Source organism: Acinetobacter sp. 24-47-62, from assembly GCF_056779765.1.
In genome coordinates, this window is the sequence record NZ_JBWYIN010000008.1 from 88,435 (window position 1) to 107,565 (window position 19,131).

The 19,131-nt window shown below is 39.1% G+C and carries 21 protein-coding genes; 10 read left to right on the forward strand and 11 right to left on the reverse strand.

All coding sequences use genetic code 11. From position 1 onward, the window contains the following. Positions 1-16: 16 nt before the first annotated feature. The 3 genes from AC1M87_RS07825 to serA all read right to left on the reverse strand — a co-directional run bounded on the left by AC1M87_RS07825 (position 17) and on the right by serA (position 3,246). Positions 17-895, reverse strand: a complete 879-nt coding sequence (locus AC1M87_RS07825; protein WP_092766680.1) for an EamA family transporter — start codon at positions 893-895, stop codon at positions 17-19. Between the two features lie 113 nt (positions 896-1,008). Further along, positions 1,009-1,878, reverse strand: a complete 870-nt coding sequence (locus AC1M87_RS07830; RefSeq protein ID WP_092766681.1) for an EamA family transporter — start codon at positions 1,876-1,878, stop codon at positions 1,009-1,011. A 135-nt stretch (positions 1,879-2,013) separates the two neighbouring features. Then, positions 2,014-3,246, reverse strand: a complete 1,233-nt coding sequence (serA, locus tag AC1M87_RS07835; protein ID WP_035264273.1) for a phosphoglycerate dehydrogenase — start codon at positions 3,244-3,246, stop codon at positions 2,014-2,016. A gap of 352 nt (positions 3,247-3,598) precedes the next feature. On the opposite strand from serA, the gene AC1M87_RS07840 reads away from it, so the two are divergent. From AC1M87_RS07840 to AC1M87_RS07850, 3 genes are all read left to right on the forward strand, one after another. Next, positions 3,599-5,008 (forward strand): FAD-binding oxidoreductase, encoded by a 1,410-nt coding sequence (locus tag AC1M87_RS07840; protein WP_035264271.1) that lies wholly within the window; start codon positions 3,599-3,601, stop codon positions 5,006-5,008. A gap of 77 nt (positions 5,009-5,085) precedes the next feature. Next, positions 5,086-5,514: a hypothetical protein gene (locus AC1M87_RS07845; RefSeq protein WP_180028908.1), complete on the forward strand. Its 429-nt coding sequence runs from the start codon at positions 5,086-5,088 to the stop codon at positions 5,512-5,514. Positions 5,515-5,738: 224 nt separating this feature from the next. Continuing rightward, positions 5,739-6,110: a hypothetical protein gene (locus tag AC1M87_RS07850; protein WP_481593414.1), complete on the forward strand. Its 372-nt coding sequence runs from the start codon at positions 5,739-5,741 to the stop codon at positions 6,108-6,110. Positions 6,111-6,171: 61 nt separating this feature from the next. Here AC1M87_RS07850 and AC1M87_RS07855 read toward each other — a convergent pair whose 3' ends face one another. Further along, positions 6,172-6,900 carry a YoaK family protein gene (locus AC1M87_RS07855; protein WP_481593379.1) on the reverse strand — a complete coding sequence of 243 codons (729 nt, stop codon included), beginning with the start codon at positions 6,898-6,900 and terminating at the stop codon, positions 6,172-6,174. Between the two features lie 305 nt (positions 6,901-7,205). Between AC1M87_RS07855 and AC1M87_RS07860 the strand changes: the two genes are divergently transcribed. Then, the gene (locus tag AC1M87_RS07860) at positions 7,206-8,087 is read left to right on the forward strand and encodes a pirin family protein (RefSeq protein WP_481588621.1); all 882 of its coding nucleotides are present in this window, start codon (positions 7,206-7,208) and stop codon (positions 8,085-8,087) included. A 171-nt stretch (positions 8,088-8,258) separates the two neighbouring features. Then, positions 8,259-9,482 (forward strand): chloramphenicol efflux MFS transporter CraA, encoded by a 1,224-nt coding sequence (gene craA, locus AC1M87_RS07865; protein ID WP_481588622.1) that lies wholly within the window; start codon positions 8,259-8,261, stop codon positions 9,480-9,482. Between the two features lie 29 nt (positions 9,483-9,511). On the opposite strand, the gene AC1M87_RS07870 is transcribed toward craA, so the two are convergent. From AC1M87_RS07870 to AC1M87_RS07885, 4 genes are all read right to left on the reverse strand, one after another. Then, positions 9,512-9,802: a DUF3817 domain-containing protein gene (locus AC1M87_RS07870; RefSeq protein WP_179998758.1), complete on the reverse strand. Its 291-nt coding sequence runs from the start codon at positions 9,800-9,802 to the stop codon at positions 9,512-9,514. Between the two features lie 268 nt (positions 9,803-10,070). Continuing rightward, a complete protein-coding gene (sodC, locus tag AC1M87_RS07875; RefSeq protein WP_481590082.1) occupies positions 10,071-10,649 on the reverse strand; it encodes a superoxide dismutase [Cu-Zn] SodC in 579 nt (192 codons plus the stop codon). A gap of 120 nt (positions 10,650-10,769) precedes the next feature. After that, positions 10,770-11,879, reverse strand: a complete 1,110-nt coding sequence (locus AC1M87_RS07880) for an AI-2E family transporter (protein ID WP_481587358.1) — start codon at positions 11,877-11,879, stop codon at positions 10,770-10,772. Between the two features lie 126 nt (positions 11,880-12,005). Continuing rightward, the gene (locus AC1M87_RS07885) at positions 12,006-12,650 is read right to left on the reverse strand and encodes a ParA family protein (protein ID WP_179998757.1); all 645 of its coding nucleotides are present in this window, start codon (positions 12,648-12,650) and stop codon (positions 12,006-12,008) included. A gap of 132 nt (positions 12,651-12,782) precedes the next feature. Between AC1M87_RS07885 and AC1M87_RS07890 the strand changes: the two genes are divergently transcribed. Beyond that, positions 12,783-13,250, forward strand: a complete 468-nt coding sequence (locus AC1M87_RS07890; protein ID WP_481593380.1) for a Holliday junction resolvase-like protein — start codon at positions 12,783-12,785, stop codon at positions 13,248-13,250. A gap of 31 nt (positions 13,251-13,281) precedes the next feature. Here AC1M87_RS07890 and AC1M87_RS07895 read toward each other — a convergent pair whose 3' ends face one another. Then, complete coding sequence (locus AC1M87_RS07895) at positions 13,282-13,914, reverse strand: class I SAM-dependent methyltransferase (protein ID WP_035264378.1); 633 nt, start codon at positions 13,912-13,914, stop codon at positions 13,282-13,284. Positions 13,915-14,155: 241 nt separating this feature from the next. On the opposite strand from AC1M87_RS07895, the gene AC1M87_RS07900 reads away from it, so the two are divergent. Further along, positions 14,156-14,725: a hypothetical protein gene (locus AC1M87_RS07900; protein ID WP_481593415.1), complete on the forward strand. Its 570-nt coding sequence runs from the start codon at positions 14,156-14,158 to the stop codon at positions 14,723-14,725. Between the two features lie 78 nt (positions 14,726-14,803). After that, entirely contained in the window at positions 14,804-15,241 is a 438-nt protein-coding gene (locus AC1M87_RS07905) for a protease inhibitor I42 family protein (RefSeq protein ID WP_481593381.1), read from the forward strand. A 49-nt stretch (positions 15,242-15,290) separates the two neighbouring features. On the opposite strand, the gene AC1M87_RS07910 is transcribed toward AC1M87_RS07905, so the two are convergent. Further along, the gene (locus AC1M87_RS07910; RefSeq protein ID WP_481593382.1) at positions 15,291-15,866 is read right to left on the reverse strand and encodes a hypothetical protein; all 576 of its coding nucleotides are present in this window, start codon (positions 15,864-15,866) and stop codon (positions 15,291-15,293) included. Positions 15,867-15,919: 53 nt separating this feature from the next. Next, positions 15,920-16,693 carry a class I SAM-dependent methyltransferase gene (locus AC1M87_RS07915; protein WP_481593383.1) on the reverse strand — a complete coding sequence of 258 codons (774 nt, stop codon included), beginning with the start codon at positions 16,691-16,693 and terminating at the stop codon, positions 15,920-15,922. 121 nt (positions 16,694-16,814) lie between these two features. Here AC1M87_RS07915 and AC1M87_RS07920 point away from each other — a divergent pair, with 121 nt between their 5' ends. Both AC1M87_RS07920 and AC1M87_RS07925 read left to right on the forward strand, forming a co-directional pair. Then, the gene (locus AC1M87_RS07920; RefSeq protein ID WP_481593384.1) at positions 16,815-18,077 is read left to right on the forward strand and encodes a hypothetical protein; all 1,263 of its coding nucleotides are present in this window, start codon (positions 16,815-16,817) and stop codon (positions 18,075-18,077) included. A 307-nt stretch (positions 18,078-18,384) separates the two neighbouring features. Then, a complete protein-coding gene (locus AC1M87_RS07925; RefSeq protein WP_481593385.1) occupies positions 18,385-19,125 on the forward strand; it encodes a TetR/AcrR family transcriptional regulator in 741 nt (246 codons plus the stop codon). The last annotated feature ends 6 nt before the right edge of the window (positions 19,126-19,131 follow it).

Here is a 19,131-nt window from a genome sequence, read left to right on the forward strand (position 1 = left end):
CATGTGCCATCTTTTTTTATGTTTCTATGCCATGTGATTTCATTCTAGCAGCGCGATAAGTAACACCAATTGATGCAATCATAATACAACCCAAAGCAACGGCTTGTAATAAGGTAATGTGTTCATTCAACAGTAACCAACCTGTCAATGCACCTAATGCTGGTGACAAACTTGATAGCGTTCCATAAGACATTTTACTTAAATTCTTTAATGCCAATAAATCCAATGCATAGGGAATGGCTGTAGCCAAAAGCGCAATGACGATGGCTTGTGACCAATATTCAAATTGAACTAATGCGGATGGATTATGAACCATACTGATCGGTAATAATGTCAACGCTGAGAGGACGATTGCAATGCTGAGAGCATGCATGCCGATATTCTGCCGAACGACTTTCTGTCCAAAATAAATATAGAATGCCCAACAAATGCCTGCACCAATGGCCATAGCAGCACCAAGATATGAAAAGTTAGTCGCATTGGCATCTTGCCAAGGCACCATCAGTGCTACACCGAAAATTGCCAGGATGACCCAAATGTAATCACTTCGTTGTTGAATTGATAGTAAAGCCAAGGTGAGTGGTCCTAAGAACTCAAGTCCTACTGCAATCCCTTGCGGTAGTTTTCCTAATGATGCATAAAACAAGACATTCATCAAAGCGACTGAACCACTATAAAAGAGAAGATCTTTCCATTTTAAGTAAGGAAGGCGACGAAGAATTTTCCATGAACGGAACATCAATACAACCATAATTGATGCAAAGCATAGACGTAAAGTGACCACAGTAAATGGATCTAAAACTTCAAAAAGCTGCTTTGCGAAGGATGCACTAATTTGATAGGCGATCATGGATAAGACCATGAACAGCACGGCAGTGAGTTGAGCATTTGGCATTGGGAAAACGAAGCCGAATTAAAAAGAGTGAGACTGCTCAAATTTTAACATTATTATGATGACCACAGTGCTTCAATCCATCATGGAAAATGTAGTTTAAATTAAGTATGAGATCATTTTTGTTTGGCGTGTTGAGTGGTATAGGTACAGCCAATTGAGGCACAAATGATGGTAAACAATGCTAGCCATTGATTCCATAACAATTGCTCACCCAAAAATACAAAACCAGATAATGCGGCAACAGCTGGTTCAATACTCATCAGGGTACCGAAACTTAATGCTGTTAGATTTCGTAGTGCAATCATTTCTAAAGTAAAGGGTAAAGCACTGGCGAGTATCGCTAAAGTGATGAATAAAATTAGATGATTAATTTCAAATACGCTTGCTGGCAAGCCGATACTGAGGGCGATCGGCATAAGAATGATACTTCCAACAAACATGCCTAAACATACGGTGTGATTACCTGAAACTCCCGAAGGCCGCTGACCAGCAATAATATAAAGTGCCCAACATGCGCCAGCTGCCAACGCAAAAAATACACCAAGTAAATCCAAAGGTTGTTTGGCTTGGTCAAAGGGAAATAAAAGGATTAGTCCAATAATGGCCAAACTAACCCAAATAAAATCAAACTTTTGACGCGCATAATATAAGGCCACACTGAGTGGACCAATAAATTCAAATGAAACTGCTAAACCGAGTGGAAGACGATCAATGGCAAGATAGAACAACATATTCATGCCAGCTAATGCGACACCATAACTGACAATGGCTGTCCATTTAATTTGTTTAAATTGAATTTTCCAAACTTGAAAAATAAGCGCCAAAATCACAGCACTAAATGTCAGACGTAGAGCTGACACAGTAATGATCGGGAATTGTTCAAACAAAACTTTTGCTAATGAACCACTACTTTGTAGACTGATCATGGCGATCAATAACAAACCGAGTGCTTGTAACTGCGGGTTTATTTTTAACAAAGACATGGTTTTAAACGTATGGTGGTTAGATTAGAAAGGGATATCTTTCATCTAAGTTGGCGGAGCCTACGTCAACTCAGATGAAACACCATAAAAAAACCACAGCTCGAAAAAGCTGTGGTTTTCCAAACGTATTAGAGATTAGAACAATACGCGAGCGCGGATTGTACCTTCTACGTTATGAAGTGTATCAAGTGCTTCAGCAGAAGCTGTAGCATCAACGTCCATGACTAAATAACCCACATCACCTTTGGTCATAAGAGACTGACCTGAGATGTTAATGCCGTGTTCAGCAAACAGGTTGTTAATTTTAGACAACACGCCTGGTATGTTTTTGTGAATGTGAAGTAAACGGTGTTTACCTTCAGTCAATGGAAGCGCAATTTCAGGGAAGTTAACTGCTGACAATGTCATACCTTTGTCAGAGTAAGCAACGAATTTCTCTGCAACTTCTAGACCGATGTTTGCTTGAGCTTCCATCGTAGAACCACCCACGTGCGGTGTTAAAATCACGTTCGGGATATTACGTAGTGGAGAGATAAACTCTTCACCGTTCGCTTTAGGCTCTTTCGGGAATACGTCAACAGCAGCACCAGCCAAATGACCTGATTTCAGAGCATCAGCTAAATCTTCAATTACTACACATGTACCACGTGCAGCATTGATGAAGATTGAACCTTGTTTCATCTGAGCAAATTGCTCTTTGGTCATGAAATTACGTGTAGAAGGAACATCTGGCACGTGTAGTGATACAACATCAGCATTGGCAAGAAGTTCGCCCATTGAGCCAACTTGGCGAGCATTACCTAATGGTAATTTTGTTACTGTATCAAAGTAAATCACTTTCATACCCATGCTTTCAGCAAGTACAGAAAGTTGTGAACCAATTGAACCGTAACCCACAATACCTAAAGTTTTACCGCGTGTTTCAAATGAACCTACTGCAGATTTGTTCCAACCACCTGCATGTGTATCTGTAGATTTTTCAGGTACACGACGAAGGAGAAGAATAGCTTCAGCTAATACAAGTTCAGCAACAGAACGAGTATTTGAGTATGGTGCGTTGAACACTGGAATACCACGGCTCATCGCAGCATTCAAGTTCACTTGGTTTGTACCAATACAGAAACAACCGACCGCGATCAATTTATTCGCAGCTTCAAAAACTTCTTCAGTTAATTGTGTGCGCGAACGAATACCGATGAAGTGAGCATCTTTAATCGCTTCTTTCAGCGCTTCACCTTCAAGCGCAGTTTTACGATAGTCGATGTTGGTGTATCCAGCAGCATTCAAAGTGTCGATTGCGTTTTGGTGAACGCCTTCTAACAATAGGAAACGAATTTTATCTTTAGGCAAAGAGAGATGTTGGCTCATTACGGCTCCGCTACAAAGGCCAAATTTAGTGGCAGTATGATAGCATACGTGAGCGTGCTATATACATTTCCTTTATGACTTGAGCTATGGATATTTTTGCAAGATATAGTCCTTATCAGACAAACTGCGGTTGAATTAACTGCATCATATCTAAGTAACATTCGCAAAATGTCTGATTTTATCGGGGTTTCATGGGAAAATGCTTTATAATGCACAATCGTGAAATTGACTCATCCAGTCGTGGTGATATTTTCTTCACATTCGCTTAACAAATACGCTTTTAAAATCTTGATTAAAGGTTTGTTTTTTAAGCAATCTACAACTTGTATCTTTCTTGCTAGGTCTGCAAACGATGAATGCTCCAGTTGCTTTAACCCCAGAGTTATTGACTCAATTAACGTCAATTGTTGGTGAAAACCGTATCAAAACTGATACGGACAGCCTACAAAATTGGGGACGCGATCACACTAAACATTTTGATCCAAACCCATCAGTCATCGTTTTTCCTTCGACGACTGAACAAGTTCAGGCAATTGTGAAACTAGCAAACCAATTTAATGTTGCTGTGACACCATCAGGTGGTCGTACTGGTCTTTCTGCAGGTGCTGTCGCTGCTAACGGTGAAATCGTAGTCAGCATGGACAAGATGAACCAAATTTTGGAATTCTTCCCAGCAGACCGTATGGTGCGTGTACAAGCAGGTGTGGTGACTGAGCAACTTCAGAACTATGCTGAAGAACAAGGTATGTATTATCCAGTTGATTTCGCTTCAGCTGGTTCATCACAAATCGGCGGTAACATCGGTACTAATGCAGGCGGTATTAAAGTCATTAAATACGGTATGACACGTAACTGGGTACTCGGTCTGACTGTAGTCACTGGTAAAGGGGATGTGCTGCGTTTAAACAAAGGCATGATCAAGAATGCGACAGGTTATGCGTTGCAACACTTATTTATTGGTGGTGAAGGTACTTTAGGTTTAGTGACTGAAGCGGAAATTAAACTTGAGCGTCAACCACAAGATCTGCAAGTAATGGTGCTCGGTGTACCTGACTTTGATGCAGTGATGCCAGTTCTTCACGCGTTCCAAGCGAAAATTGATTTAACTGCGTTCGAGTTCTTCGGTGAACTTGCGATGCAAAAAGTATTGGCAAATGGTCACGTGCAACGTCCATTTGAAACTGAATGCCCATTCTATGTATTGCTTGAGTTTGAAGCGCCATTTGAGCCAATTATGGACAAGGCAATGGAAATCTTTGAGCATTGTATGGAACAAGGTTGGGTACTTGATGGCGTGCTTAGTCAAAGCTTAGACCAAGTAGAAAGCTTGTGGCGTCTGCGTGAAGATATTTCTGAGTCAATCGCACCATTTATCCCATACAAAAATGATATTTCAGTGCTCATCACACACGTACCTGCATTCATTAAAGAAATTGATGCAATTGTTGCTGACAATTATCCTGACTTTGAAATCTGCTGGTTTGGTCATATTGGCGATGGTAACTTGCACTTAAATATCTTAAAGCCTGAAAATTTAACCAAAGATGAATTCTTTGCGAAATGTCAGGTGGTGAACAAGTATGTATTTGATACTGTGAAAAAGTATGATGGTTCAATTTCTGCGGAACATGGTGTGGGTATGACGAAGAAGCCATATCTTGAGTACACACGTTCAGCTGAAGAAATTGAATATATGAAAGCGCTCAAACAAGTATTTGATCCAAATGGGATTATGAATCCAGGTAAATTATTTGATTTGTGAAACAAAATCTATCTATAAATAAGGTCTAAAAAACAGCATGCTTGTCATGCTGTTTTTTTATTTCATGAGAAATTTTAATGTTAAAAAGAATAATTTTTCTAAGTGCAATTGCACTTTCACTTAATGCATGTATAGGTCAAAAACAGTCGAATGAGATCAATACTAAAAATCATAATTCTGTAGCTGGTCAAGTAGAAACGTCGAAACAAAATGCCAATTCTGTTCAAAACTCTCCTTTAGATCAAGTGTATCGGAAAATTCAAAGCTTTGAAGATATGAGAACAGTAGATTTACAACAGGAATTCGATACACCTGAATCTGGAAAATCTCATGCAAAAGTAACTGTCACCTATGGTGGACTAGCGGATGACTCTGTTTCTGCACAACGTGAAACTTACCAATTTGAATATATTAATAGTGAGTGGAAAGAAATATCAAAAGATGAAACTTGGAAATGTGGTCGTGGACCAGATACTACAAACTTTCATAATAAATTATGCCCTTAAAAATTTACTTTCGAAATTTTCCATAAAATTGTTACGAGCGTCATTTGAACTGATTAAATTCAAAAATGTAGCATCAATATGCTGCATTTTTTATTCGTATTTCTCGTTCTATTAATCATTTTTAATGTGCTTTAGAAAAAATAACATACATATCTGTTCTTTTTTGTCACAACAGTTCAGAACATCATATGTAAAAGATCAATGGCAAACTGAGTAAAACAATGATGATGAAAATAATGACCACAGTTGGTCTAGTTAGTGTGATGCTCACGGGGTGTGCTACTACGAAAAATGTTATTTCTAAAGTACATGGGAATGACACTCCTTTAGAGAAAGTCTTGAAGCTACATCCTGAATTACGCAATCAGCTTGCGACTGTTGAATTACGTCAGTATTTCAATCGTGCCGAAGCACCGACCGTAGCCGAAGTCAAAGTGACACAAACAGGCTTGATGGATGACTCAATTGCTGCCGAGCGCTTTATCTATAGTTTTAAATTGAACGATGGTAAATGGCAGCAAGTTAATAAGAAAACGGAATACAAATGTGTACGAGGAAAAAATACAAAATCTTTCCAAACTGCGCTTTGTCCATGACATCAGACCAGAAATTCGGTTTAAAAAGGCATAGTGAGTTATGCCTTTTTTATTGCGTGCATTATTGAGTCGAATAAGGATGAGTAGACGAGAAGCGCCACTCACGATAGCAAATATAGCCCATCGCTAAAATGGGAAAAATCATACATAAGAAGCCAAACAACATATAAGTAATCGCACCTAATATTGCACCTGAACTGAAGGATAAAATAGTCGGTAAGATTTTTAGAATATTTTGTTTGGCAACTTGTTTGCGTTCTTCTGATACATGAGGCGCCCCATAAGCAATAGTACAATCAATGGTCAGTTGAGCAAGATTGCCCGTCATTAAGGTTGAGGTAGCCATTGTAGATAGTAATGTTCGGATAATGGCATTTCGAATTCCCATTGCAGCAATGCCCAATGTTGCGGTAAGTATTGCGCCAAATTCAGCCAAAGTATTAAAGGGACTGAAATTAAGTCCCGCCAGCATGAAGAGCGTTAACAGTATTGTCTCTGCAATAAAGAACCCCAGTAAGATGTTCGGATATTTGTCCTTCCAACGTTGTTCACACCACGCAGTAATACCAATCGTAACTACGAAAATGCCAATAAAAAGAGCCCACAGTCCTAATCCTCCCAAGATCATTTCTTTGCCTGCAGTCACGATATAGCCAGTAACATGATTGGTATAAATGCCAAATAATGAAATAAATCCAACGGTATTTAGCCAACCACCGACGAGCGATAGAATCGAAGCTTCATGATGATGTCGCCAGCGATTTTTAATTGGTATGTAGCATTTTGACATAGTTCTAAAAGCTCAAGGTGTACTGAGAGATTACATCGACAAAACAAGTGTTTTATCGAGTCTGCAGATCCTTTGCTTTGTGGAATTAATCCACATGAACATTAAGTAATTAAAAGTTTCATATTGATCAGTTGTGAATGTTCAGATTAGATGATTTCTAACATTTTATATGTTTCAAATTGCATCAAATTTTGATGACAAAAATATTTCAATTGATAAAACACAACTGAAAGCATCATAAAATTAACGTAGAGGGAAATCTAAAACCGCATTAAACTAAAGTCATTCAATAAATAAGATAAAAAATGAAAACACTCGCTTTTATCCATCGTAACGACAGTCATTTTTCAGTTGGTGACTTTAATCCGGTTGTGTCTGTTTTTTCACACTATGAACTGGGAAATACAGTATCCCCATTTTTGCTTCTCGATCATATTGGTCCCGGTACGTTGAAACCCTCTCAACTGCGTAAAGGTGTTGAAGAACATCCACATCGTGGATTTGAGACAGTCACGTTCGTGTATGAAGGTGAGTTAGAGCATTGGGATTCGCAAGGTGGTGGAGGTGTTATTCAGAAAGGTGATATACAGTGGATGACTGCTGCATCAGGCATTATTCATAAAGAAAAATTTAGTGAGTCATTTTCCCGAGAAGGTGGACGATTTGAAATGATTCAGCTGTGGGTGAATTTGCCAGCAACTGCAAAAAAATCGAATCCGCGTTATCAAAGCTTACTCAAATCTAATATCCCGGTTGTAGAGTTAGCTCATGATGCGGGTACTGTGCGTGTCATTGCTGGAGCCTTTATGCAAGTGAAAGGACCAGCATTAGTTCATAGTCCTTTGCTGGTTTTGGATTTGGATTTAAAAGCAGGTCACACACTCATATTACCAGCAGGACATTTGGATACCACACTGATGTATATGCGCCGTGGTAAAGTTGAATTTGGTACAGATGATGAATTACTGACTGATCAGGGAATGGCGGTGTTTTCAAGTCATGGTGAAAACGTTGAATTCACCACATTGTCTGATAGCAAAATTTTATATCTCATGGGACAGCCACTAAATGAACCTTTAGTCGGGCGTGGTTTTTATGTCATGAATACGCAAGATGAGATTGTTGAAGCGATTGAGGAAATGAAGCATGGTACTTTTTTGAAAAGCCATGCAATTGATGCCAAATGATGTCAATGTTTGGGTGAGAAATTGATTTAAGATAAAGGCTAAATTTTCGTTTAATTTTCAGACTTTCTTTCTCAATTCGGGGTTACAAAAACGCAAAACTTTGTCATGGCATTGTGATGCATTTCACGTAAACTACGCTTCCAAAAAATATTCAAACATGTGAAAAAAAACATGCAAAAGGTGAGTAAAGCAACCTTAAGTCGGGCAACAATTATGTTTCCTTTGGCATTGGTGCTCTTCGAATTTTCAGTCTATATCTGTAATGATCTTGTACAACCTGCGATGCTTACGATTACACGTGAGTTTGGTGTAGGCAGTGAGTGGGCGCCATCATCCATGTCTTTCTTTTTATTGGGTGGAGCATGTTTGGCGTGGTTTTTAGGTCCGTTATCAGATCGCTTAGGTCGTAAAAAAGTACTCCTTGGAGGTGTTTTCTTTTTTATGGTCTGCTGTTTGCTCATTTTATTCACCCAGTCTATAGAGCAATTTCTTGCATTTCGTTTTTTACAAGGGATTGGGCTGACCATTATTTCAGCTGTGGGTTATGCTGCCATTCAAGAAATTTTTGAGGAAAGAGATGCGATTAAAGTCATGGCTTTAATGGCGAATATTTCATTGATCGCACCATTACTTGGTCCTGTGCTAGGCGCATTTATGATAGACCATGTGTCTTGGCATTGGGGTTTCATTGGGATTGCCTTTTTAGCAGCCTTAAGTTGGTTTGGTCTTAAAGCAAAAATGCCTGAGCAGCATTTGAGTATTCCTAAGCAACCATTAAGCTATGTATGGGATGACTTCAAAGCCATTTTTAAAAATAAAAAATTTATGGGCTTGGCTTTGTCAGTACCCATGGTCTCAATTCCACTGATTTTGTGGATCGCTATGTCACCTGTAATTTTGGTCGAACAGCTCGGTTTGACCAATATGCAATATGGCTATGCACAGGTGCCTGTATTGGGTGGTTTAATTATTGGAAATATAGTCTTGATTCGTGTCATTGATCGCTATGCGGTAGGAAAGACCGTGCTAGTTGCATTGCCGTTGATGTTGGTTGGAACGCTTATTGTTTTGGCAGGTGCGATTTGGCAGGATTATTTGTTATGGTGCTTAATTATCGGTATGACCTTAATCAGTTTTGGTGAGGGCTGCAGTTTTTCTGTGCTTTATCGTTTCAGTTTAGATGCATCTGAGGTATCTAAAGGAACTGTTGCTGCCGCAGTAGGCATGATTATGATGATTGCATTCTTTGTTGTGATCGAAATTGTACGCATTATGTATGAATCTTACGGCACGATGGCATATGCATTGGCTTGTTTTATCCTTATTGCACTGTGGTTTAGTGCTCCAAGAAAAATTGTTCATCAGATCATGCAAGAAAGAGCCACTTCAGCATAAAAAAATCCTCCTTGTGGAGGATTTTTTAATCATTGTATTTGTTCGAGATGTTTGAGTTTACGATCAAAAATAAAAGGGGCAAAGGGTAGAACGGAAGCTATCAGCCCAAGAATAAATACATTGATAGACCACTTTTGCTTCTCGCATACCACAAATAATACGACTAAAAACAACACAAATAGAACGCCATGTCCCATGCCAATATATTTCACATAAATAGGCTGATCTAACATATATTTCATTGGCATGGCAAAAAAAAGCAGTAGTAGGAATGAAATCCCTTCAAGTAAACCAATAATACGTAAGGACTTAATATTCATTCTCAAACCCCACAAAAGAAGACATCCTATTTTACCTAATCGTTGTTGTAGCAAAGTTAGAATCTATGTGGACTAGATCGCATTGTTTAAGGGAAATATAATTTATAATAATCGTTTTTTATGATAGTAGATTTAAAAATAAGCTAATGTGTCAATCATGTCTATAAAGATGAATATGAAGTGATACTCACAACATTTTATAGATCATCAGCGAAATAATAAAAGGACTAAGCTAGAGCTTAATCCTTTGATGAGTCTTGAGTGTAGCTTAGCGTATAACACCACATGCTACACGATCACCCCCACCACCTAGTGGTTTAGGTTGGTCTGAATAATTGTCACCACCTGCATGTACCATGATGGATAGACCTTGAATGTCTGCAAGTGTGAGACGTGGTGCAATCACTTGTGTTTTTGCATTACCTGACGCGTCAACATTTAACACTGGTAAGTCACCTAGATGACCATCGTTTGGCGTACCATGCCCAGGCGCTTGATTTGGATTGTAATGTCCACCAGCGGCAAGCGCAGCACCCATTTTGCCATCTTTTTCAGCAGGTTCACATGAGCCTTTTTCATGGATATGGAACCCGTGATATCCAGGTGATAATTTAGTTAAGTCCGTTGTGATCACAAGACCTTTGTCACTATCTTGGAAGCTAATCGTTCCAATTTGATCATGAACTCCTTGAGCACTCACCGCATTTACAGGAATGGTTTGGATTTTAGAGTTGGATTCTTTGGATGCAGATGTATTTTGCGTTGCTGCACATCCCACAAAGCCTAAACTCAGCAATGCACTGAGCATAGAAACTTTGAATGCTGAAACTTTCGATTGCATTTGCATGCTGTTCTATCCTTGTTCCATGTAAGTGATAACGCATTGAAACAAATTTGGCATTTAGCAACAAGAATGATTTAAGTATTTGATTGTATAGATTTCTTATCAGTAAAAATAAAACACCACTTATGAGAGTGGTGTTTCATTGTCTTGATCGTAGGCCATCGTGGCTTTAGGCACGGGTTCTGGTTCCAGTGTTTCATGTAACCATTCACGCCAAATGGCTAAAAGAATGGCGAGAATTACAGGACCAATAAAGAGTCCAACTAAACCAAAGCTCGCTAAACCACCCAATACACCAAACATGATCAATAAGAACGGAATTTGAGTAGCACCTGAAATGACCAAAGGACGAATGACATTGTCGGCTGTACTCACCACACAAACGCCCCAAGCCATTACGCCAATCGCCTCAACGGTCTGACCTTGTGAAAATAACCACAGTGAAACAGCACCATATGCCACTGGAGGACCAAAAGGAATTAGCGCCATGATAAAGGTCATAATGGTTAAAAGCATTGGATTTGGAACACCAGCAACGTAATAGCTGATTCCTGCCAATATCGACTGTGCAACGGCAGTCAAACCAACACCATATACCACTGCACGCGTTGTTTCAGAGATCGTGTCGATATAATGTTGGATACGTGGACCAATGACTTTCTCCATCGCTTTACTGACCTGTTGAACAATCGTTTGTCCATCACGGTAAAAGAAAAAGAGAGAGAGCATGGCAAAACCAAGTTTGACTAAATTTTTGGTAATTTCGCTAATCACGAATTTACCGTAATTTAGATGTCCTTGAATCCATACACTAATATTACTAAAAAGTGCATTTGGGTCGGCATTGATGTCACGTACAATTCGAGAAACTTCTTTACCTACAATGGGTAATTCACGTATCACATCAGGAACGGTGATATGACCAGAAGCCAGTTGGCGCTGTAAATCAAAGAATAAGTTTCGACCTTCATGTTGAAGTAAGAAGATAGCAAAAGTGAACGGTAAACCGACAACGAGTGCCAATAAGCATGTCATAACAGACGCACCCAATGTAGGTCGATTACCACACCAAGCGAGAATACGTTTGTATAAAGGCCAAGTCATATAGGCGATAATACAAGCCCATAACACAGGTACGATAAAGTATTTGACAATGTCATATCCCAAATAAAGCAGAATAAAAAACAAGCCAAATAAAAGTACACGCTGTAAAGTTGGATTAAAATCTTGCACTAAAGTCTCTGATCTATATTCTTGATTTTCAAACGTATCTGCCGCACATCTGATTCATTTCGAGTATGCATTTAACATCATATATGAAAATGAAAAAAAAGTGCGACGACAATCTGGATTCTTTATTTAGAACCAATCACTTGGATCATCAATTAAAACATCTAACAAGGGTTGCCATTGTTGTTGTATTGATAAATAAGTTTTTTGATTTTTATCAAAAATGTTGAGACCCTGCATCGCCAATTGACCATAAGCTGTTCGTTCAGAAATCCAAGCAACAGGTTGTTGATCAATCTTGGTAAAGAACTGTTGGATCTCTTGAGCACTCTGACTATTTGGTTTGACACGATTTGCCACCAAATGAACTTGAACTTTACCTTTCCGAATACGTTTAATGTCATGGATGTGTTTTAAGAAGCGACGCGTGCTGTCGATATCAAAAAAAGAAGGTTGCAGAGGTGTGACCACTGCATGACATTCTGCAATTAATTGTTCAGCGTGCTCACCTGTTAATGCGCCTGGAGCATCAATAATCAGATAATCAAGATTTTTCGGTGCATCACCAATCGATTTTTCATGGCGCCAGTCTAAACTTTGAATGTGTGTTGCTGATTCTGGGCGCTGCTTTAACCATTGCAATGCAGATTTTTGATTGTCCGCATCCGCCAATGCAACTTTATAACCTTTCTGTGCGAGTGCTGTCGCAAGCGTAATCGCAGAAATTGTTTTTCCACAGCCACCTTTTTGGTTGGCAATCAGTATCGTTTTCATGAGTTTAAAATTATACATGCTTCAAATAAGGTCTAATCTTAGCTTAGCATTAAAATCAGCCAAAACGCGCATACATGACAAAAGTTTAGTTCTTGTTTAAATTGTCCGCATAACAAGTCATAGAGAACGTCAATGTCCATTTGGATGGCAATGTTAATAGGCGCCGCTATTGGCGTGGTAATCACCACAATGATGTTGAGCTCAACCCGCAATGGCCGTATTAAAGCAGAATATGAACAATATATTGCAGAGCTTGAACTTGAGCATCAACACGCATTAGCTGCTGCTCAAAAACGCAGTGTAAATACCAGTCGTGCGGTACTGAAAGGTAAAATGGCTGAACAATTAGCACCGATTATGCCAGAATTTCAATATTTACCCAGTGATGCTAAATTCTTAGGTGATCCTGTCGACTATGTGGTATTTGATGGATATTCAGATTTTCGTGATGGTGATGGCGCGGCAGAAGATATTGAAGTTGTATTGATTGACATTAAAAGTGGTGGAGCACGGCTCACCAAAGGTCAGATGGCAATTGCGAATGCAATTGCCGAAGGGCGTGTGCGTTTTGAGACGATCCGTATCGACTTTCAAGACTAGCTTGGATCAATAATCCACTACTTAGAAGTGATCAGTTGGTTTTAGTCGCGCGAGCAAGCATCATGCGACGACCTACTTTGGGCACTTCTTCTGCTTCGAAATAATCGAGTTCAGAAATTTCAAAGCCAGCATCAAGCAGTGCTTGCTCGATATTTCTGTTCAAATGACAACCATCAGCAATCACTTTCTGTACTGGCGTTAAAAGATCTTGAAGACGCTTTAAACTCTTTTGCTGTTGTGCATCGTAAGCAACATGTTCAACCAAATGCAAAGTGCCGCCGATGCGTAATACACGTTTAATTTCATGTAGAACTTGTTGAACATGACTCACACTACACAATGTCCATGTACTGACGACATGTTGAATAGATTGATCTTCAAATGGTAAATTTTCCGCTTTAGCATGAACATGTTCCACATGGAACGGTGCATCTTGAATACGTTGTTCAGCTAATTTGTATACATCTAGGCTCGGTTCAAGCGCATAGAGACTGTCCACAGCTTGATAAAATGGCAGGTTAATTCCTGTACCAAAACCAATTTCTAATACCTCACCTTGAATCGGAAGCAGTAGACGGCGTCTGCTATCCATCATACTTGGTAACTGCATGACTTGATTCAGAATATGAGGGAATACTCGTTGCTGATAAAATTTATAAATCATTTTTGTTCTTAACATCTTCCATTATTCGATTATTTTACACGTTGAATACACTTTTAACAGTAGACAAAATTGTGACTAAATCACGATAGATTGTTACTGTTCATCAATTTCCTTTTCAGAATGAAGTTCTAAGATAGATCATATAGATTTAGGTTAAATACAATTCAGTCGGATGTTGTCCATAGTAGATGTATGTGCTGCTGTTGAGTTGTTTTTGACACTTAGAAAGAAGGATGGATGTCTGTTGAAAAAGTTAGTTCTCGCATTATGTATCGCCCTTGGTGGTGTTTCGGCTTATAGCTCTGCCAGTGTGAAGTCGAGCGACTTTAATATTGCCAATGGTTTGCCGCCAGCTTCGGCAGATCAAAAAATTTCGGTATTGGAACCTTTTGAAGGGGAATTTCGTATTCTTGGTTCGAAAGAATATACCGATGATCCGCAAGCCCAATTTTCACCCATCGACTATGCAGTGACCCGCGGTATTTTCACAGAACCTGGAATTGCACGACAAATTTCGATTAATCAGTATGACCGCTATTTAAATTGGAAAATGGCAAAACCACCGATTCACCCACGCTTAGCAACACAGTTGGTGAGTAACATGCACATTATCCCGGCTAATCCACAAATTGCGAAAGAAATTAAGAAAGTTCAACGTGGTGATCTGGTGCGCTTAGAAGGGGAATTGGTTCAAATCAATGCCAAAGATTTGGTGTGGAAGTCAGCTTTGGATTGGAATGGTATCGGCGATGGTGCATGCAAATTAATTCGTGTCGAATCGATTGAATGGTTAGAAAAGCGAAATATTTAAACAGGATTTGAGATTGATGAGTTTGAAATGATTTTCAGCTCAAAGTTTTGATCATTAGATAAATGAGAGTGTGGGATCATGAGCGTTGGCAAGACATCCTTATGGATGAGTTTATGTATTGGCGTACTCGGGAGTAGTCTTGCCGCATGTCAAAATCCAGTCTCTGAAGTGCAAGCGGAGTCCCATCACTATACTGATCAGCAAAATTGTCCTGCACTATTGGTGATGAAAGTGGGTGAAACCTTAGAATTTAATGCAGCAGAAAATCCAAGTACGGGTTATCAATGGCAAATTATGCAACCGCTTCATCTCTTTAAAGTTGAAGAACAATATTTGGCGACTGAAAAATCAAAAGCGATGGTAGGCGTTGGAGGTGAAAAGACAGTGAAGCTGACTGCGCTAAAGCCTGGTCAGGAACTCATTGAATTGGCGTATGTGCGACCTTGGGAAGTTGCTCAAGACCGTACTCAAACAGATGCCCCAACATCGTGGCAATGTCGAGTACGTATTTCTTAAGCAGGCAGAAGACTGTTTCTAAAATTGTGCTGTACTTTTACTATGTACGCTATTGTTCTTTCGTGACACTAGTATTTTGACTCCAATGTTGGAGTTGGGCTTTCGCAGTATAATAATCACTCATATTTCGAATTGCATCTTTAGGATTTCGAAGCTCATCTTCGGGAGACTGTTCGAGCTCTTGATAGACCTTAATCTGATTTTCCCAGTATTGATAAAATAAGCCTTGAATATATCTACCTTGTTCCGTCTTAAGATCTAAGTCTTTCAACATATTGAGGGAAGACTGAATGAGATCTCGTTTACGTTGGAACTCCATATCCGCATTTAAATTGCCATCTGCTTTTAATTGCTGAAGTTCTGCGTCTAGCTCATCACTTAATTGCTCAAAACTTTGATCATATTGATTCAGCAAAGCAACGTCATGTGCGTCATTTGGAGTAGATTCAAACGATTTGATCGGCTGAGCTTCGATCTGTGTTTTCAATTCAACGGATGGATCAACGGATTCTTTTTGTTCGGTCTGAGGGTTTTGTTCTGTTTTTTGGCATCCAATGAGCATGAAAGGTATATTCAGGCAGAGTGCAAATATCGAAAGTCGAATAGGGTGAAGATTTGCCGTCATGAGAGTCAATCCTCTGTTGGTTTTTTTAATGAATGATCGAGATTAAGTTTAGTTTATCGCGCACGATAGTGATAGGCATAAGTGATATAAGGAAAGGAAACCTCATCATGGGGCATGAGTCCCGTATGTTCAAATACGATCGATTCAAATACTGTTTTCATTTTTGCTTGGTCTGCTGCTGACATTGCCGCAATAAAACTGGTAGATAACAGTCGTTTGCTGACGACCTGTTCAACACTGCCGACTTGATGCTGAGTGAAGGTGCTTAAACTTTGGAATTCAAATAATTCTTGCTGCTGAAATACATTTTGCCATTGGTTGCTATGAAAGCGTGGCGTATCGGACTCAAAAGGTGCGATGTAATCCGCCAATGCTTTGACCCAATCCACTGAGATATCTCGTTGGTTCCAGACTAGACCTAAATGCCCTTGGGGTTTAAGAAGGCGATGCATTTCTTGCAATGTTTGTCGTTCAGCAAACCAATGAAATGACTGTGCGCATAAAATAGCATCAACACTATGCGTTGATTGCGCAATTTGATGGCTTGATGCTTGTAGTGTCTGCACCTCAGGATGTACTATTTTCAATTGTTCGAGCATTGCTGGAATCGGTTCAACGGCGATTATGTTCGAGGTGACTTGTTTTAGATAGTGCAGGAATTTTCCTGTCCCTGAACCTAAGTCAATCGCAACTGCATCAGGATGAATATTCAACTCATCTTTCAACCACGTGACGATAGCCTGTGGATAATTTGGTCGGACTTGTTGATAAAGTTCAGCCGCAGAACTAAACCCATTTTCAGCAGCAGGATGAAGTGAATGTGTCATATTTTGCGCTTTTTAATCTGAACAGTATCTATAAAATATGACACCGACAATGTGATGTAAGCAAGTGAACGATTGATTCATTTTGCAAACCAGATGATGAGAACCCTTTTTTGGAATTGCAATGGATAAGCAAATAGTATTTGAAGACGAACACATCAGAGCAATTTATTTAAAAGGAACAACAGAAACATTGGTTCTCTCTTTTGGTGACTTGATCAGTCGTGCCAAAGGCAATGCCATTAATGCTGAAAAATCCTTAGCCAAATATGACTACAATGTCATAGGTATCATGCCAAAACAAAAGTCATGGTTCCCATCACAGAGCATGCACGCTTTAATCGAGCAAATATCGCCTTTGTTGAATCAATTTCAGCGTGTCGTGGCTTATGGTGGTTCTATGGGCGGCTACGCAGCGATTAAGTACAGTAAGTTATTGGGCGCAGCACGTGTGGTTTCAATGGTGCCGCAATATTCAATTAATCCTGCTGAAATTGAAGACCGCCGTTATACTGATTTTTACGATCCTAAGGTCAATGCTGACATGCAAATTGCCGCTACAGATATTGCGTGCGATGCAGAATATATCGTGGTTTATGATCCTTACTTTGATCTGGATCGCGAGCACTATGAAAAGATTAAGCCACTTATTCCTCAACTCAATACACTTCATTTACCTTATACGGGTCATGATGCGGTTGCTGTATTAGCAAATTCTGCGTTATTGCATGATTTTATTGAACATGAATTTGATGCAACTTACTTTTATCGCCAGATTCGAGCAGTTAAAAAGAACAGTAAATTTTACTATCGAAGCGTGATCGCACATCTGCTTGGCACCCACAATGAAGCATTAGGTAATATTTTAAAAACCATCGATCTACAACTAGACAGTAGCTTTTTTGATGCCAGTCTTAAACAGACGATTACACGTATCTTACTGACCAATAAAAGAGTTGATGAACAAGATTTACAAAAGCTTGGTATTTCGATTCATTTGCCATTTGAAAATAAAACACAACTTCATGACAGCTTTGGCAAAGTGTTGGTCTTTAACGTGATCACCCAAAAACTAGAAAGCTATGAACAACATGTGATTGATATTAATGGTAAGTATATTATTCCATTACATGTGGAAAGTACTGGATTGGCCCAGATTGAAATTAAAAAACAGCATTATCTCATTTGTATGAATGATCGCCGTGTCACCAAATTGATCAAAATGGATGATGCGCTCAGTGCGGATATGAGCCCTTTGATTGTGAAAAAGGGCGAAGGTTTCTTTAGCATCAGTTATAAGCATCTCTATATGCACTGCGATGAGTTAGGAAACTGTATTTTTGAATCAGATACTGTTGGTGAGGCAGAAAAATTTTCAGTGGAGTAAGGCTGAATTTTTCATAGTTATTGATCAAAGCGCTTCGGCGCTTTTTTTATCTTTAAGTAAAAAAAAGATAGAGTGTGTGATAGGTCTCAATCTGTCATAAAAAGTGATATTGTTTAAAATTTACCCGTGTTTATTTTGTAACGAAAGCGACGGAATGACTCTGTTTCGTTGCTAAGATCAGGCAATATATAACGAATTTGAATGATTCAAATGATGATGTATTTATGAATATCGGAATATTCATGCATCTTTCACGTGTCTACTTGAGCACAAAAAAACCCATATAAATGGAATTTAGGTGGGACAAATGAATAAAAAGAAAATTGCAAAAACTGAAACAGGAATGAATCCTCCAAAACAATCGCGTACACATCGTCGTGTTATGCAGGTGATTCAAACTGCTGAAAAACTTTTAGTTAAAATGGGCTTAGAGTCAATTTCAATTCCCGAAATTGCCAATGCTTCAAAAATTCCAAGAGCCAGTATTTATCAGTTCTTTCCGACAAAATATGATCTGTTGCATCATATGGCACAGTTGCATTTGCAGAAACTGGTAAGCTTGCTTAAGGAAGCTGGTTTAAACGTCATACGAGAACATCCGCACGAAAGTATGTCGGCTTATGGTCGAATGGTGGCTGCAGCTGTGATTGAGACCACTGCAAAGTTTTATAATGAATCTGCTGTGGCCCGATTATTGATTTTATCAGGACCACTGAACCGACAAGTATATTTACGTCATCAAATGGAACTCAAACAGTTCAGTCAAGATTTAAGAGATGCACTTAAAGCAATTCGGGTAGATGATTATTTACCGCAACAACCTGACAGTATGTTGATCATTATTGAAATGATCTTTACTTGTATGAAGCATGGTTATTACACAGAAGATCGGATTTCTGAACGTATTTGTGAAGAGGCGTATCGTTTGGCGACTGCATATTTAAATGCACTAAAAGAAGATCAATTTTCCCTAAAAGCACAGCGTGCAGCAACGATGCAATCTGAGACAAAAAACCAGTCAAATCAACTATTGTTGACCTACAATTAAGCTTAC